The 16516-nt window shown below is 46.8% G+C and carries 11 protein-coding genes and 1 tRNA gene; 11 read left to right on the top strand and 1 reads right to left on the bottom strand.

Going from position 1 to position 16516, the window contains the following annotated elements:
• Positions 1–180 precede the first annotated feature (180 nt).
• The 11 genes from tkt (at position 181) to serA (ending at position 14288) form a co-directional block, all read left to right on the top strand.
• A complete protein-coding gene (gene tkt, locus FXV75_RS15465; RefSeq protein ID WP_148834819.1) occupies positions 181–2181 on the top strand; it encodes a transketolase in 2001 nt (666 codons plus the stop codon).
• Positions 2182–2292: 111 nt separating this feature from the next.
• Positions 2293–3318, top strand: coding sequence for a type I glyceraldehyde-3-phosphate dehydrogenase (locus FXV75_RS15460; RefSeq protein WP_148834817.1), 1026 nt, complete (start codon positions 2293–2295; stop codon positions 3316–3318).
• A 39-nt stretch (positions 3319–3357) separates the two neighbouring features.
• The gene (locus FXV75_RS15455; RefSeq protein WP_148834815.1) at positions 3358–4521 is read left to right on the top strand and encodes a phosphoglycerate kinase; all 1164 of its coding nucleotides are present in this window, start codon (positions 3358–3360) and stop codon (positions 4519–4521) included.
• A 273-nt stretch (positions 4522–4794) separates the two neighbouring features.
• On the top strand, positions 4795–5862 hold the full coding sequence (gene fba, locus FXV75_RS15450; protein ID WP_148834813.1) for a class II fructose-bisphosphate aldolase: 1068 nt from the start codon (positions 4795–4797) through the stop codon (positions 5860–5862).
• Positions 5863–6007: 145 nt separating this feature from the next.
• Positions 6008–6092: transfer RNA gene (locus FXV75_RS15445), tRNA-Leu, on the top strand.
• Positions 6093–6252: 160 nt separating this feature from the next.
• Positions 6253–7353, top strand: a complete 1101-nt coding sequence (locus FXV75_RS15440) for a substrate-binding domain-containing protein (RefSeq protein WP_148834811.1) — start codon at positions 6253–6255, stop codon at positions 7351–7353.
• Complete coding sequence (locus tag FXV75_RS15435) at positions 7344–9935, top strand: hypothetical protein (RefSeq protein WP_148834809.1); 2592 nt, start codon at positions 7344–7346, stop codon at positions 9933–9935. The genes FXV75_RS15440 and FXV75_RS15435 overlap by 10 nt, the downstream gene beginning before the upstream one ends.
• Positions 9936–9955: 20 nt before the next feature.
• Positions 9956–10651: a 5'-methylthioadenosine/S-adenosylhomocysteine nucleosidase gene (gene mtnN / locus FXV75_RS15430; RefSeq protein ID WP_148834807.1), complete on the top strand. Its 696-nt coding sequence runs from the start codon at positions 9956–9958 to the stop codon at positions 10649–10651.
• 3 nt (positions 10652–10654) lie between these two features.
• Complete coding sequence (locus FXV75_RS15425; protein ID WP_187424906.1) at positions 10655–11656, top strand: hypothetical protein; 1002 nt, start codon at positions 10655–10657, stop codon at positions 11654–11656.
• 143 nt (positions 11657–11799) lie between these two features.
• On the top strand, positions 11800–12903 hold the full coding sequence (gene trmA / locus FXV75_RS15420) for a tRNA (uridine(54)-C5)-methyltransferase TrmA (protein WP_148834805.1): 1104 nt from the start codon (positions 11800–11802) through the stop codon (positions 12901–12903).
• Positions 12904–13058: 155 nt separating this feature from the next.
• Positions 13059–14288, top strand: a complete 1230-nt coding sequence (gene serA / locus FXV75_RS15415; RefSeq protein WP_148834803.1) for a phosphoglycerate dehydrogenase — start codon at positions 13059–13061, stop codon at positions 14286–14288.
• A 113-nt stretch (positions 14289–14401) separates the two neighbouring features.
• On the opposite strand, the gene FXV75_RS15410 is transcribed toward serA, so the two are convergent.
• Positions 14402–16369 (bottom strand): methyl-accepting chemotaxis protein, encoded by a 1968-nt coding sequence (locus FXV75_RS15410; RefSeq protein WP_262368576.1) that lies wholly within the window; start codon positions 16367–16369, stop codon positions 14402–14404.
• Positions 16370–16516 lie beyond the last annotated feature (147 nt).

The raw sequence follows: 16516 nt of genomic DNA, 5'->3' as shown, positions 1-16516 counted from the left end.
CATGGATTTTAATGAGGCAAAGAACGGTTTTTTTGATAGGATAGTGCGCAATTCTATGTTGTTTCATTTTCTTTGCTCAATGTTTGGGCGTTACGAGGGTGCCAGCGTTGCTTGGTGGCTCTATCCCGTAGAAAATGCAGCGACTATTTTGTTCGTTAAGTCATTAGGAGTGGAATAACCATGTCGTCTCGGAAACAACTTGCTAACGCCATACGTGCATTGAGTATGGACGCGGTACAAAAAGCCAATTCAGGTCACCCAGGTGCGCCAATGGGCATGGCGGATATCGCTGAAGTGTTGTGGAATGATTTTCTTAAGCACAACCCAAATAACTCGAAATGGGTAGACCGTGACCGCTTTGTCTTGTCTAACGGTCATGGTTCCATGTTGATCTACTCTCTTTTGCACCTTTCTGGCTACAAATTGCCAATCGAAGAACTGAAGCAATTTCGTCAGCTTCACTCCAAAACACCGGGTCACCCAGAATACGGTTACACCGATGGCGTAGAAACCACAACGGGCCCATTGGGCGCGGGTATCAGTAATGCGGTTGGCATGGCTATCGCGGAAAAAACCTTGGCGGCGCAGTTTAACCGCGAAGGCCATACAGTGGTTGACCACAATACCTATTGCTTTGTTGGCGATGGCTGCTTGATGGAAGGTATTTCCCACGAAGCCTGTTCACTGGCTGGTACTTTGGGCTTGGGCAAATTGGTCGCGTTTTGGGATGACAACGGCATTTCCATCGATGGTCACGTGGAAGGCTGGTTTACAGACAACACGCCACAACGTTTTGAAGCCTATGGCTGGCATGTGATTGCCGACGTTGATGGCCACGATCCTGTCGCGATTAAAGCGGCGATCGAAGCGGCGAAAGCCGAAACAAACAAGCCAACATTGATTTGTTGCAAAACCATCATTGGTTTCGGTTCGCCAAACAAATCTGGCAGTCACGATTGTCACGGCGCACCCTTAGGTGATGCTGAAATCGCGGCCGCACGTGAATTCCTCGAATGGCCATACGCGCCGTTTGAAATTCCTGCAGACGTTTATGCGGGCTGGGATGCGAAAAAAGACGGCGCAGTGCGTGAAGTGGAATGGGACGCCAAATTTGCTGCGTACCAAGCGGCTTTCCCTGAGTTGGCGGCTGAATTTGAACGCCGTGTTATCAAAGGCGAATTGCCTGCGGATTTTGAAGCAAAAGCGCAAGCCTTCATTCAAGAAAGCCAAGATAAGGGTGAGAATATCGCCAGCCGTAAAGCCTCGCAAAATGCGATCGGTTTCTTTGGCGCTATGTTGCCTGAATTGCTAGGCGGTTCTGCGGATCTTGCTGGTTCCAACTTGACGTTATGGTCTGGTTCAAAAGGCATTCAAGAAGACCCTGCTGGCAACTACATTTATTACGGTGTACGTGAATTCGGCATGAGCGGCATCATGAATGGTGCGTCTTTGCACGGTGGTTTTATCAACTACGGCGCGACCTTCATGATGTTCATGGAATACGCCCGTAATGCGGTGCGTATGTCGGCATTGATGGGTATCCAGAACGTCTTTGTTTACACTCATGACTCTATTGGTCAAGGTGAAGACGGTCCAACGCATCAGCCCGTCGAGCAGCTTGCTAACTTGCGCATGACGCCAAATATGTCCGTATGGCGTCCTTGTGATGCGGCCGAAACGGCGGTTGCTTGGAAAGCGGCGGTTGAGCGTCGTGATGGACCAACGTCATTGATCTTCTCTCGCCAAGGTTTGCCTGCTCAAGCGCGTAACGCTGAACAGTTAGCAAACGTCGCGAAAGGCGGTTACGTTCTTCAGGATTGCGCGGGTACACCCGATCTTATTTTGATCGCGACCGGTTCTGAAGTGGGCTTGGCGATGGCGTCTGCGGAAGCATTGACAGCGAAAGGTAAGAAAGTTCGTGTTGTGTCTATGCCATCTACCAATGCGTTTGATGCGCAAGATGCGGCGTATAAAGCGTCTGTATTGCCTAGCAATGTGACTAAGCGTGTTGCGATTGAAGCGGCTCATGCTGACTACTGGTACAAGTACGTTGGTTTTGAAGGTGCAACGGTTGGCATGACAACATTTGGTGAGTCTGCACCTGGTGGTGATCTTCTGAAACACTTCGGTTTCACCGTCGACAATGTTGTTGAAACGGCTGAGAAAATTCTCGCTGTGTAAGTACGTTGCTTGATAAGAAAAGAGACGCGCTTTGTGCGTCTCTTTTTCCTTTTATTAAGGCAGAAAGTGGTGACTGATTTGGCACTTTCTTTGCGATGAAGTAGTGGGAATATGTTGCGAGTCGCTATCAATGGTTATGGTCGAATAGGTCGTTCGGTATTACGAGCGCTTTATGAAAACGGCTACCGCGATCACATTCAAGTGATTGCTATTAATGAATTGTCCAACATCGAGACAATCAGTTATCTAACGCGCTATGACACCACCCATGGCCGCTTTCCAAAACCGGTATCCACAAAAGACAATGCGCTGATCATCGGTGACGATGCGATCCTGTGCTTTTCCTGTGCAACGCCAGAGGAGCTGGATTGGGCCTCTCTTAAGCTGGATTTGGTGTTGGAGTGTTCCGGGAGTTTTTCTGATCGACACAGCGCACAAGCGTATTTAAAAGCAGGTGTGCCTAGGCTGCTGCTTTCCCAGCCAGCGGCGGCGGATGTGGACGCGACGATTGTCTACGGTTTTAATCATCAGGATATCCAGCCACATCATGATATTGTCTCGGCGGCATCCTGTACCACGAATTGCCTGATTCCTGTGTTGGACATTATTAAACAGTTTTCCGGCGTGGTGCATGGTATGAGTCAAACCATTCATTCTGCGATGAACGATCAACCTGTGATAGATGGTTATCACACAAAAGATTTGCGCTTAACGCGCGCCGCGCTGAGCTCCATTATTCCGGTAGATACCGGTTTGGCGAAAGGTATTACTCGTATGATGCCAGAGCTTGAAGGCAAAATGGGTTGTAACGCGGTACGCGTGCCGACCTTGAATGTCTCGGTGATTGACTTGGTTTTACGCACCGAGCAAGATGTGACCGCCGAGCAAATAAACGAACAATTAGAGCGCGCGGCCAATACGAAATACACGGGATTAATGGGCTTCACGAAAGAAGCGCACGCGTCTGTGGACTTCAATCATGACCCGCGCTCGGTGGTTATCGACAGCACTCAAACGCAAGTGATCGACAGACGCATGGTGAAGTTGCTGTGTTGGTTTGATAATGAATGGGGCTACGCCAACAGAATGTTAGACGTGGCCACACATTGGGCTGATGTGATAGAACAAAAAAATTAGATTAGTACATTGGAACGTTAAACGACGAGGGTATCGTACATGACAGTAATTAATATGACAGATCTTGATTTAACCAATAAACGCGTGTTGATTCGAGAAGATTTAAACGTTCCGGTAAAAGACGGCAAAATTACCAGCGATGCACGTATTCGTGCTGCGTTACCGACGATTCAATTGGCATTGGCCGCTGGCGCGAAAGTCATGGTGATGTCTCATCTTGGTCGCCCAACAGAAGGTCAGTACGAAGAAGCGTTCTCTCTTCAGCCTGTGGCAACCCATCTTGCTGGCTTGCTAGGGCAAGACGTTCCTTTGGTAAAAGATTGGTTGGACGGTGTTGAGGTCGAAGCGGGTCACCTTGTTTTGGTTGAAAACGTTCGTTTCAATGTTGGCGAGAAAAAAGACGATGAAACCTTGTCTAAAAAAATGGCGGCGTTGTGCGATGTTTTCGTTATGGATGCATTTGGTACCGCTCACCGTGCTCATGCGTCAACTCACGGCGTTGCGAAATTCGCACCGATCGCTTGCGCTGGCCCTTTGTTGGCCGCAGAACTGGAAGCACTTGGTAAAGCATTAGACAACCCAGCTCGTCCTTTGGTGGCAATTGTTGGTGGCTCAAAAGTGTCGACCAAACTGACGGTGCTAGAATCGTTGTCTAAGATTTGCGATCAACTCATTGTGGGTGGTGGTATTTCCAACACCTTCGTTGCGGCGCGTGGCTTTAATGTGGGCCAGTCGTTGTATGAAAAAGACTTGATTCCTCAAGCCCAGAAACTCATGGCAGAGTTGGACATTCCTGAAGTCACTGATGTTCGTGTGGGGACTGAGTTTTCTGAGACCGCGATTGCGACGGTTAAACCGGTAGACCAAGTAGCAGACAACGAAGAAATCATGGACTTAGGCCCAGATTCTGCTCAAGCGCTTGCGGACATATTAAAAGGGGCAAAAACCATCCTATGGAACGGTCCATGTGGTGTGTTTGAGTTTGATAATTTTTCCAAAGGCACTGAAGTGGTCGCACAAGCGATTGCCGACAGCGATGCCTTCTCTGTTGCGGGAGGCGGTGATACGTTGGCCGCGATTGATAAGTACGGTTTGGCCGACAAAATTTCGTATATTTCGACCGGCGGTGGTGCATTTTTAGAATTTGTTGAAGGAAAAGTGCTTCCAGCGGTTGCGATGTTGGAGTCACGCGCGCAAAATTAGTATCAAAGAATGGCAAAGATCGTTCTAAATAATAAGGCGTAAGCCAACGTCATAAGTTCGTTTTCGTGCCATACCTGAGCATAAAAGCGAGCTTACGAGTATAAAACTAGAGAGTGACCTGTTCGGCGCGAGTCGAAGATGACAATAACGATAAGGCGTAAGCCACATAGCCTGACTTGATCAGCGCTATGATAAAAAATATTAAATGGCGCATTAAGCGCCCTTTAATCCGTTATACATAAAAAACAAGACAAATTGTCAGAGGAAACTTTTATGCCTTTAATTAGTATGCGTCAACTGTTGGATCATGCTGCTGAACACAGCTATGGTTTGCCTGCTTTTAATGTGAATAACATGGAGCAAGTAAAAGCCATCATGGAAGCGGCTCATGAAGTGAATTCGCCAGTGATTATGCAGGCGTCTGCGGGCGCTCGTCAGTACGCCGGCTCGCACTTTTTGCGTCACCTTATTGCCGCTGCAATTGAAGATTATCCCCACATTCCTGTGGTGATGCACCAAGATCATGGTACGTCACCGGCGATCTGCCAGCGTTCAATTCAATTGGGCTTTTCATCCGTTATGATGGATGGTTCTTTGATGGCGGATGGCAAAACCCCTGCAAGCTATGATTACAATGTGGATGTGACGCGTCGTACCGTTGAGTTTGCACACGCTTGCGGTGTGTCTGTGGAAGGCGAACTGGGTGTATTGGGTTCGCTTGAAACCGGTGAGGCGGGCGAAGAAGACGGCGTAGGGGCCGCAGGCATTTTGACCATGGATCAAATGCTGACCGACCCACAAGAAGCGGTGGACTTTGTGAACGCAACCGGTATCGATGCTTTGGCTGTGGCCATTGGCACCAGTCATGGTGCGTACAAGTTTACGCGTCCACCGACGGGCGATATTTTGGACATTGAGCGTATCGCGAAAATCGTGGAGCTCTTGCCAAACACCCATATTGTATTGCACGGCTCTTCTTCTGTGCCACAAGATTGGTTAAAAATCATCAACGAATTTGGCGGTGAAATCCCAGAAACTTACGGTGTGCCAGTGGAAGAGATTGTGAAAGCGATTCGTTACGGTGTGCGTAAAGTGAACATTGATACGGATTTACGTTTGGCGGCAACGGGCGCGATTCGCCGTAGTTTGGCCGAGCACAAAGGCAACTTTGACCCACGTAAATATTTAACGGAAAGTATCAAGGCGATGAAAGCGGTGTGTATTGATCGCTACGAAGCCTTTGGTTGTGCGGGTCAGGCGTCTCGTATTCATACTATGGATCTTGAAGAGATGGCGGTACGTTACGAGCGCGGCGAATACGCAGGCGGGCGTGTTTTCTAAGCACAAGACACTGTTTTCTAAGCACAAGACAACGATTGTTATGGCAGCAGGGTAAGGCAATGACGGTATTTTCAGTTTTTTTAATAAAAAATCAAAAAAACGATTGACCGCGTTATTCAATTGCCTATAATGCTCGCCATTCCTTGCGGGAGTGGTGGAATTGGTAGACACGCTGGATTTAGGTTCCAGTGCTTCACGGCGTGAGAGTTCGAGTCTCTCCTTCCGCACCAAATTAAAAAAAGCTGACATTATGTCAGCTTTTTTTTGCCTGAAATTCCGTCTTTTCTTTTGTGACATATTTACGCTGATGTGTATTTTCTTGTTTCGATCGTCGCCAAAGTTCGGTAGTTTGGTAGAATGTTTTTTCTATCGCATTGGCTGGACTCAGTAATGAGAATGTTTGTTGTTTTTGTCATGTGGCTTACTTTTATAGGCTCTGCTGCGTCTGTACGTGCGGAGAATATGATGTTGGACCTAATGGATAGCCATGATTTTTATCGCATGCTGCCACAGCAAGGACCGTTAGCAGAGCAGTTTACCTCCTTGCTTAACTCCCCTCCAGACCCTATTCGGGTGACTCAAAAGCGTGCGGTGCGCGTTGCCTTAATGTTATTTGGTGAAGAGGGTACGTTAGAAAACAGAGCGCTGCTCACCACGTTTAGAAAACGAATGCGAGAGTTAGAGGTGGATTATCGGCTCGATGTCTACAGTGACACGTCTTTGCGCGGCACGGATCTGACGCCCTATTCTAAAATAGTCGAGGCTCAGCCAGATTATATTATTATCACTCAGTTTGGTGTTATACAGCGTCGTTTTGTCGAGCGTTTTTTGCGTTCGGGCAAATCAAAAGTGATCTTGTATGACTTCGCTTCGCCGTTAACCCATTGGGTAAATCGTCCACCGTTGATGTATGTTGGTTTTGACCAAGAAAAAGCCGCGACCATGTTGGCCAGTTATCTTAATCGCCAGTTACCAGCCGGAATAGACATATCGGCCTTGGTTTTGCCTGATGGGTATTTAGGTAATCAGCGTTGCGATGTGTTTCTTGATGAAATGGTAAGGTTTGATCGCCCTGTGAGCCGCATTCAGGTCGTGGCAGACAATTCAGACAAGGCGTTTGACGCCGTTCGGGTCTTGCTAAATGAGCGCCCCACCGATTTTATTTTTAGCTGTTCTCAAAATATTTCAGACGGTGTTGTCGCGGCGCTGCAAGCCCACTTTTCAGACCGACATGTGCAAACTAATGCGTGGGGAATCCCGCCAGATAGTGTGACAAATTTGAGCCCGCATCGTGTTAAGGTCAGTGTGCTTTTCATGAAAGATGACCTAGCCATTGCATTGGCAGAAGCCATTAAGTTGGATCTTGAAGGACGAAACAGGCCAAATCTCTATGTGGCCGATACGAAGCTCATGCCCGCTGAGTTGGATGTGGAAAGTGTGCGGTTAATGGTCCAGCAGGCCTATCATTATTCGGTGCAATTATGGCCTTAGCAACGGTGAGTTTGCAGCGTCGTGTGTTGCACACACTCATCATTCTATTGTGCGTGGCGTTTGCGGCGATTGCTTTAGCCATCCTGTATTTTACGCAGGCGCAGAATACGCTGGCGCTGCAGAAAAACATCCTTTTAAAACACCAAGTGGTGCAGCAGTCTTTAAATGGGTATCTAGCTCGCGCTGAAGATGAAATGAAATTTATTGGTCAGAACCTTTCGTCGAGCCATTCTGTAGCGGGTAGGGAGCTGGATGTTTTGTTCAGTCAGCATGAGGTGTTGCTTTTTGGTGGCTTGGATTTCTTTTTTATTGAATGGGCAAACGGCACTCAGTCTACGGATCCTAGGGCGCGTTTGTTTACAACGATTGATTTTCGTTCCGTTTTGAAGTTTGGTTTATTCAATCGATGGACCTCGGTAGTGACTCAAGATGGTGCCACTTTGTTGATGGTAAAAACCAAGCTGTTATCCATCGAGCAAAAAAGTCTCGGCTTTTTGTATGGCTTTATTTCGCTCAATGACAATTTAACCTTAGCCAACGAAATGTTATCCAGCGCGCAGGTTAGTACTGTGCAAATTTATGATAAAACTCATAAGAGTGTGCTGCTGAAAGAGCAAAAAGCGGGTGTTGATGTCTCTGGAGCGCTATTAACATCGAGCTTGCCTTTGGTGTCTGCTATTCAGGGCGATTTACAGCTGGACATTAGTCAAGTGCACTCGGTGTCCTCTGTGTTTTTGTTTAATGCAATGCCACTCATTTTGACCATTGCCTGCTTACTGCTGGGCTTTTATTGGCTACTTTCTCGTTACATTCGACTCTTAATCTTTCAGCCCCTTGAAACCATGGCATTTAAACATGACAGCAGTGTGCCGCTGTACCGCGAGTGGCAACCGATCCAACAGCAAAGCCATCATTATTTATCTTCTATTCGGACCAAAGAGCAACGTTTTTCATTACTGTCAGAGTCCACACACAGTGCCATTATGTTTTGCAATGAAGTCGCAGAAATAGAGTTGATGAACACCGATGCACAACATCTCTTTCCTGATTATGCTAAAGCTCGAACCTTGTTTGATTTCATGCCAATTTCTTGTCATCAAGCCATTCAAGATGCTTTGAAGGGCGATGTTGGTGTGGTATTTAACCTCACTATAAATGCACTGGGTCGCATTTATCAGTGGCAAGCGTACTCGTTTAAAAATGAAAAAAACTTCCGCAGCGTTTTGTTTGTTGGTCGTAATATAACACAGGAGACTAGCCTAACGTGGCAACTTAAGCAGCTGCAGCCGTTGTCTTCGTCGGTGATGAAAAGGGTCGACACCGAAGCGATGCTGAATGAGCTTAGGTATCTTGCACAATGGCCTCATGTTATTCACTCCGGCCGCCTGCAAGGCTGGCTCACCTTGTTACTATCGGTGTTTGAAGACATCGCTAATGAGCAAAATGACGGGAGCGGTGTGCCGATAGGTGCGATTTTACGCCAAGAAAGTGAGCGTGTTATGGCCGCAATGGGCGAAGAAGCGAACAGGGTGCAGCTGGATTGCTCTGTGGCAACGGGGCAGACATTAGTGGCGTCCAGCGCGAGCATCAGCGCGTTAGTTCGTGTGTTATTAATGATGGCGATGTCCAATGATATGGCTGAACGTCATTTAACCATGCATTTTGACGGCGACGAATTGGACATTGTCGTGACGAATGACATGGCGTCTAGGCCTCTTTTTGCTTGGATGGTGCGAACCTTACTTGAGTCATTAAACGGACAGCAAAAAACATTACAAAACAATGCGCTACAGCTGAATCTTGTGATTAAGCCAATCCTGTCTTCGGCGTTGCCGTGTGAGTCACCGTGTGAGTTGATGGCTGATCAAGTCGTCGCTTGGGTGGTAAACGACTATCCTTACAGCGATGTTATAGAAGAAACACTTAAACGACTGGGGGTGAGTGTCAAAACCTATGCGTCGACCAATCGTTTTTTTACGCAATCTAACACCCTCATTAAGTATGACGCAGTGCTCATTGGTTGCGATCACGAGATAGAGGCACAACAGGACATGACACAAGTGCTTAAACTCAAGCAGCAGCGAGATCATTTGCCGATTGTTTGGCTTAATCAAACGTCGCTTGCGGAACCAGACTCAAGCGTATTTACGCTGCGAGGGTGCTTTTTTGATTATAATCTGCATCAAGTGTTGCTCAAAGCTTGTGCATTATCGCCCATCGAATTTACTTATACGCATGAGCAACAAGCCGCTTGGCTAATGGTTGGGGGCAGCCGAGTCAGTAAAGCTATTTGGTTTACGGCACTTGAAAAATACCACGTCGCCACACAATGGCTGGCGGATCTGCACAACTATGACGCCGTATTGTCCTATCGCACTGAAGTGATCGTGGTACTGTTGGAGCCTCAACCTGCGGATCGTTTGCGGTTAATTCAGGCGGACTTCCCTAAAGTGCGTTTTTTTTCGCTGCAAAAATGGCCTGAAATGCCAGATAATGTCACTCTTTTTGAGATGAACATGCCGTATTCGAGCGAACAAATACAGCGTTTTACTCAATCACTATTATCACCATTAAACGACTAACCAGATTTTAGGAGCAATACATGAGCGTAATCGGACTGATCGGAGCCATGGACGAAGAAGTTGCCGTCATTAAGGCGTGGATGACACAAGTGCGTGAGCAAACGATCGCGGGCTGTGAGTTTTACGTGGGACAGTTTGAAGGTAAAGACGTGGTGTTGCTGAAATCGGGCATTGGTAAAGTCAATGCGGCGGTATCGACGACCTTGTTACTGTCGCAATTTACCCCCGACTATGTGATTAATATCGGCTCGGCTGGCGGCTATGATACCGACTTAAATGTGGGTGATGTGGTGATCTCCGATGAAGTGCTGCACCACGATGTTGACGTGACGGCGTTTGGTTATGTGATGGGTCAAGTTCCGAATATGCCTGCGACATTTGTGGCGGATGCGGGTCTGGTTCAAAAAGCCAAGGACGCGGTAAAAACGGTAGCCAAAGTACAAGCGAAAACGGGATTGATTGGCACGGGTGACAGTTTTATGAACGACCCGGTTCGAGTGGAAACGGTGCGTGTGACGTTTCCGGCGTTGCTCGCGGTGGAAATGGAAGCGGCGGCGGTGGCGCAGGTGTGTTTTAAATTTGAAACGCCGTTTGTGATTGTTCGGTCTTTGTCTGATATTGCCGGTAAAGCGTCACCTCAAAGCTTCGAAGAGTATCTCTCCGTGGCGGCTGAAAACTCGTCATTGATGATTCAGCAAATGCTCAAGGATAACTAGCGCATGGTGCGACGACAAGAGCAATGGGGAGTGGTCTGTGTTCTTGCTTGTTGTTCTTTACCTGTTTTGGCGGCGCCAGATACTGTTTCAGCGCAAGGCTTACGTGAAGAGCAGCGTGATTTAATTACAGACGATGCGTCGTGGTGGCTAACCTCCCACGAAGATATGTCTAAAACGATAGGCAGTTGGGCCACGAATATCGACGTCTTTTTGTCGGGTGAGTCCAGTTCGCCCCCACCCGAACGCTATTTAAACAGTCGTTTTAATGTTCGTTTTGGCTCGGTATTAGGAGACGGTGCCAGAGCCAGTTTCTTTGATTTTAACGCGCAACTAAAGCTGCCGAATACCCAAGATCGATTACGTTTGGTGATCGAGTCTGAAGCAAGCTCGTTGGCGCCTGAAAGTCTGCAAGGGGAATCTCAGCAGCAGCAGGGCGTCGTGGATTCGGCGCTGCAATCGAGTATTACGACCGCCGTTCGTTACATTAAGGAAGATCTTGGTTTGGATGTGGATGCCGGGGTAAGGGTCAATTTTCCTCTGGATCCATTTTTACGACTTCGTTTTAAGCAAGAAGAAGAGCAAGGGCCATGGCACTGGCGACAGAATCAAGAAGTGTTTGCTTATTATTCCAAAGGGGTTGGGGCGCGTTACGGCGTGGGATTGAGCTACACGGCGCGGCCTAATTTGAACTACAGTACCGATTTTGGCGTCACTTGGCTCGATAAGGAAGGGCTGTTTTACGGGCGTGAAAACCTTATTATTCAGCATCGGCTCGATGATAAAAACCGCCTTGCCTATCAATTAAGTTTTTTGCAATCTGGCGCGTATTCACTCGAGCCAGACAGTTTTCTATACAACATACAATACGAGCGTTTGCTGTACAAAAAATGGCTAATTGGTCAAGTGAAACCACAATATACCCACGACGCAGAAGACGATTATGCTGGTAAATTTTCACTTACTTTGTCGTTGGTGATTTTGCTTGGCCCCGAGTATGTCAATTAACGAGCTATCCTGTTTCGATTTGCGTGTGCGTATTAGATTTGTCGGTAGGGAACTCGTATAATGCGACGCCAGATACTGATTAATGTGTATTGATCACATCGGCTTTTATCAGTACCAATCTATCGCTCCCAAGAGAATACGTCATGAGACCGGATCAAATCCAACCAGAAATGTATGAAAAGCAGCTGCGCGACAAGCAGTCTGACCTTGCCAAATTGATGGCAACCTTGTCATTGCCTGAGATGGAAGTGTATGCGAGTGAGCCGTCCTATTACCGTATGCGCGCTGAGTTTCGTATCTGGCATGATGGCGATGACTTATTTTACGCCATGTTTGATTCAGCTGACCCTAGAACTCCGATCCGTACCGATCAATTTTTAGCCGCGTCAACCTTGATTAATGAGCTGATGCCACAACTACTCGACGCGGTGCGCGATAACCCGATCTTGCGCCATAAGCTCTTTCAGGTGGATTTTTTAACCACCACCACTGGCGAAGCCCTTATTAGTCTGCTGTACCACAAGCCCATCGATGACGAATGGAACGCGGCGGCGCAAGCATTAAATAAAGCTTTTCCGGTGTGTCATTTCATTGGCCGTAGCCGAAAGAAAAAGCAAATTTTAACCCGTGACTTTGTCATGGAAACTCTCACCGTTCACGGTCAAAAATTTCATTATCAACAAGTCGAAAATAGCTTCACTCAGCCTAACGCGGGCATCAGTGAAAAAATGCTCGAATGGGCGTTGGACGTGACAAAAGACGCTTCTGGTGATTTGCTGGAAATGTATTGCGGGAACGGCAATTTTTCCATTCCTTTGGCGCGTCAATTTGATCGCGTTGTGGCAACAGAAATATCGAAAGTTTCGGTAAACTCAGCGCAACTTAATATCGCCATGAATGGCATGGATAATGTCCAAGTGGTGAAAATGGCCAGTGAAGATGTATCGGCAGCGCTGAATGGGGATACTGAATTGCCAAAGAGTTTGCTGCAAGCGGGTGTGAGTGAGTTGTCGCCGTCTGTGGTATTGGTCGATCCGCCACGGGCAGGATTAGACGATGCGACGGTAGAGCTAGTGCGTAAAATCGACGCTATCTTGTATATTTCCTGCAACCCAGAAACCTTAAAAGCCAACTTAGAAGCGTTATCAAGCACGCATGATGTGGTTCGTTATGCCATGTTTGATCAGTTCCCGTATACGCATCATGTGGAAACAGGCGTGTATTTACAACGTAGGGTCTCGTGTTGAGTGCCCACAATAGATGAATTACCCTAGCGTTTGTTATGAGTTTTGCTCCTGTCATAATGAATGACATTCCTTTGCTGGCGTTAGGTTGAGCATCATTTTGTGTTAATATAGATGTACTTTTTCCCCCACCATAAAACAGAGAAGTCAATCGAGCCATGAGTAATAACTCTCTAGACAAAGACAAAATTAAAATCTTGTTATTAGAAGGCGTTCATCAATCAGCATTGGATGCCTTGCAAGAAGCCGGTTACAGCAACATTGAGTACCATAAAACCGCCTTGGCGGAAGATGAGTTGATCGAGAAAATCGCCGATGCGCATTTTATCGGTATTCGATCCCGCACTCAGCTAACGGCAAACGTGTTAGAACACGCCAATCGATTGGTTGCCATTGGTTGTTTCTGTATTGGTACAAATCAAGTTGATCTCGATGCCGCGAGTGAGAAAGGCATTGTTGTCTTCAATGCCCCTTACTCAAACACCCGCAGCGTGGCTGAACTTGTGCTTGGTCAATTGATCTTATTACTTCGCGGTATTCCCGCGAAAAACGCCGCTTGTCATCGTGGTGGTTGGATCAAATCGGCTGCAGGGTCTTTTGAAACACGCGGTAAGCGTTTAGGTATTATTGGTTACGGCAGCATAGGTACACAGCTCAGTGTATTGGCTGAATCGTTAGGCATGGAAGTATGTTTTTACGACATAGTAACAAAGTTGCCATTAGGGAATGCGCGCCAGATCAAGAGTCTAAAAGAATTACTTTCTACCAGTGATATTATCAGTTTGCATGTGCCGGAAACTCATTCAACTAAGTTGATGATCGGTGCGAAAGAAGTGTCTCAAATGAAGAAGGGCTCTATCTTCATTAACGCATCGCGCGGTACTGTTGCGGATTTAGATGCCGTGGCAGAAGCGCTTAAGTCGGGAGATTTAGGTGGCGCTGCGGTAGATGTTTTCCCTGTTGAGCCAAAAGGTAACGACGAAGAGTTTATCTCGCCATTACGTGGCTTGGATAATGTGATTCTAACGCCTCACATTGGCGGCAGCACCATGGAAGCGCAAGAAAACATTGGCGTTGAAGTGGCTGAAAAATTGATTAAATACTCGGATGTAGGCACCACAACCGCCGCGGTTAACTTCCCAGAAGTGGCTTTGCCGGCACAAGCTGACAATCATCGTATTCTTCACATCCATGAAAACCGCCCTGGTGTGTTGTCTAAAATCAACGCTATTTTCTCTGAGCACAATATTAACATCACTGGTCAATACCTTCGTACCACGGAGAAGTTAGGTTACATGGTGATGGACGTTGACGCGGAAGAAGGCGAGCTTGCACTTGAAAAAGTACGCGAAGTAGAAGGCACTGTGAAAGCGCGTGTTTTGTTTTAGACACTTAACGTTTTAATGGATTCATGGCCTAGGTCTTGATCATAAAAATCCAGCTTCGGCTGGATTTTTTGTGTCTGTAGTTGTGCTTTTGCTTTTGCTTTTACAACAACGGGTTATTTGATCCCCAAGGTTGTGGTGATGTCTTGGATTTTCTGCTGAATAGTATGAGTGACGCTGGTCATGAAGGCTTCAGATTCATTGGCCTGTTGTTTTACTTTCACCACCGTTTGGTTAAGTTGATTCATCCCCATTTTTTGTTCGGCGGCATAGCCAGTCGCTTTTTGCGCTAAATGGCTAGACTGCTTAGATTTCTCAAGAATGTCTTGTGCAGACTCACCTAATGCTCGGGTTAGGCTTATTTGTTCAGTAGACGCGTTTTCGATGAGCGTCAGATTTTGCTTAAGTTGCCCCGTAGCGGAAGTAAGGCGGGAAAATATGTGGGTGATTTCTTCTAAGGATTGTTGGGTGCGGCTGGATAGGTTTCTGACTTCCGACGCGACCACAGCGAATCCTCGACCGTGTTCCCCAGCGCGCGCGGCTTCAATGGCGGCGTTTAGAGCGAGTAAATTGGTTTGCTCGGATATGTCTTTTATACCTCCCACAATAGAAGAGGCGCTGGACACAGAGCTTTCTAAGTTCAACAAGGCGCTTTGGCTATGAATCAAACGATCTATGGTGGTTTGGTTGGCAAGATCCAAAGAGGCGGCTTGCTCAACACTGTAAGTCATGGCGATATTGGTTTCTCGGGCATAAGTTTCTACTTCACGTGCTCTTACTTCTGCCTTGTTAGCGAGCACTTCAATTTGCTTTGATCTATCAAGGGTATGATCAAGCTCTCTATTCGAAGCAGTGCTCAGTTCGTGAACTTGGCTGAAGGCATTAAGCATGTCGTTAAGCGAGACTGAAATATTACTTAACTCGGTGTCTCTTTGTTGTCGTTGAACGGCGATTTGCTCCAAATAGCGGTTTAAATAATGCGCCACGTCAGACAGCTCATTTTTATTATTACCTACCTTTAGAGTATGAATATTTTGGTGCTCTACCAGCTCTTTAACCGCGGTGTACAGTTCTTTTGCGCTCTTTACAACGACGTTATTTTGAAATATATGGACAAGTATCGTAGTTAAAATCATCAGAATGACAAACCCTGAAAAAGCCAAAAGCGTCTGTTGTTGAGTTACTTTTGCGTTGGTCTGAATGTCTAGGCTGCCCGCTTTTACGATATCTTCCAGCTGGCGGATGAGCACCCGTATTTTTGTTTGTGCTAATTGAGCTTGCTGAACAGTGTTTAGGCTTGTGTCGACGTCTTTCAAGTATCGAATAGACCAGCTATGTAATTCATTTTTCACCTCTTCCAGAGGGTCTAATAAATCGTCATCATTTTCGGTTGCCCATCCCATCATGGTGGACAGGTCATTGTTGGTGTGGTTCGTTTTTTTGACGTTAAGGTTGAGAATAGGCAGCGCGTTTAGGTCGGCAAGATGAGATTGAAAGGTAGCGATAGTGCGTTCTAGTAGCACTCGGTTGCCATCGGTACTGGTTCCTAAATACGCATTTTTAACGGTGTCTAATTGTGCTAATCCTACGTACAGTTTTGCCTCCGCAGCTAAATAGGGGGCGGCGGCTACCAAGCCATTCTTCGCCTGAAATTGCTGAACTTTGTCGTTCAGATTATCCAGCGACAGGCGCATTTGAAGTGCATTGTTTTCTATAAGAGCGTAAGGGGCCCCCGATAACTTGCCCGCGGCTCTTATGTCTGATTTAAGACTCCCTTCAATTAAAGTAAGTTGTTCATTAATAGGTTTTTTGACGTCATCTGGCAGCGTCGCTAGTGTGGTGCGAATGTCTTGTTCAATAAATTCTTGGGTGGGAATTAAGAGTGATGCTTCTCCAGAAGATAAATAGGTTTCAATCTGTTGTTTCAGCGTAACGGATGATTGCTCCCAGACCTTTGTATAGGTGTGACTTTGTTCAAAAGCGTTGCGAAACGTCATCAAGCTCCAAAGTAACAAGGCAATGAGCATGGCGGCAATGACGAGATAACTTATCGTTGTAGTTCGTGTGACATGAGATATTTTCAATCGGAAACCTGCTGTTGTTTTTACAATAAGAGTATTGACGCTACCTTAATCTGAGCATGTGACAAAAATGTGACAGCTCAGTATTAGAAAACACTCAAACGTTTACTTTTGCAGGAAAGAGGAAGGCCAAAAACGTCATTGTATTGA

The sequence above is a fragment of the Marinomonas sp. IMCC 4694 genome (genome assembly GCF_008122525.1).
Classification (GTDB): domain Bacteria; phylum Pseudomonadota; class Gammaproteobacteria; order Pseudomonadales; family Marinomonadaceae; genus Marinomonas.
This window is presented reverse-complemented; position numbering and strand designations above follow the sequence as displayed.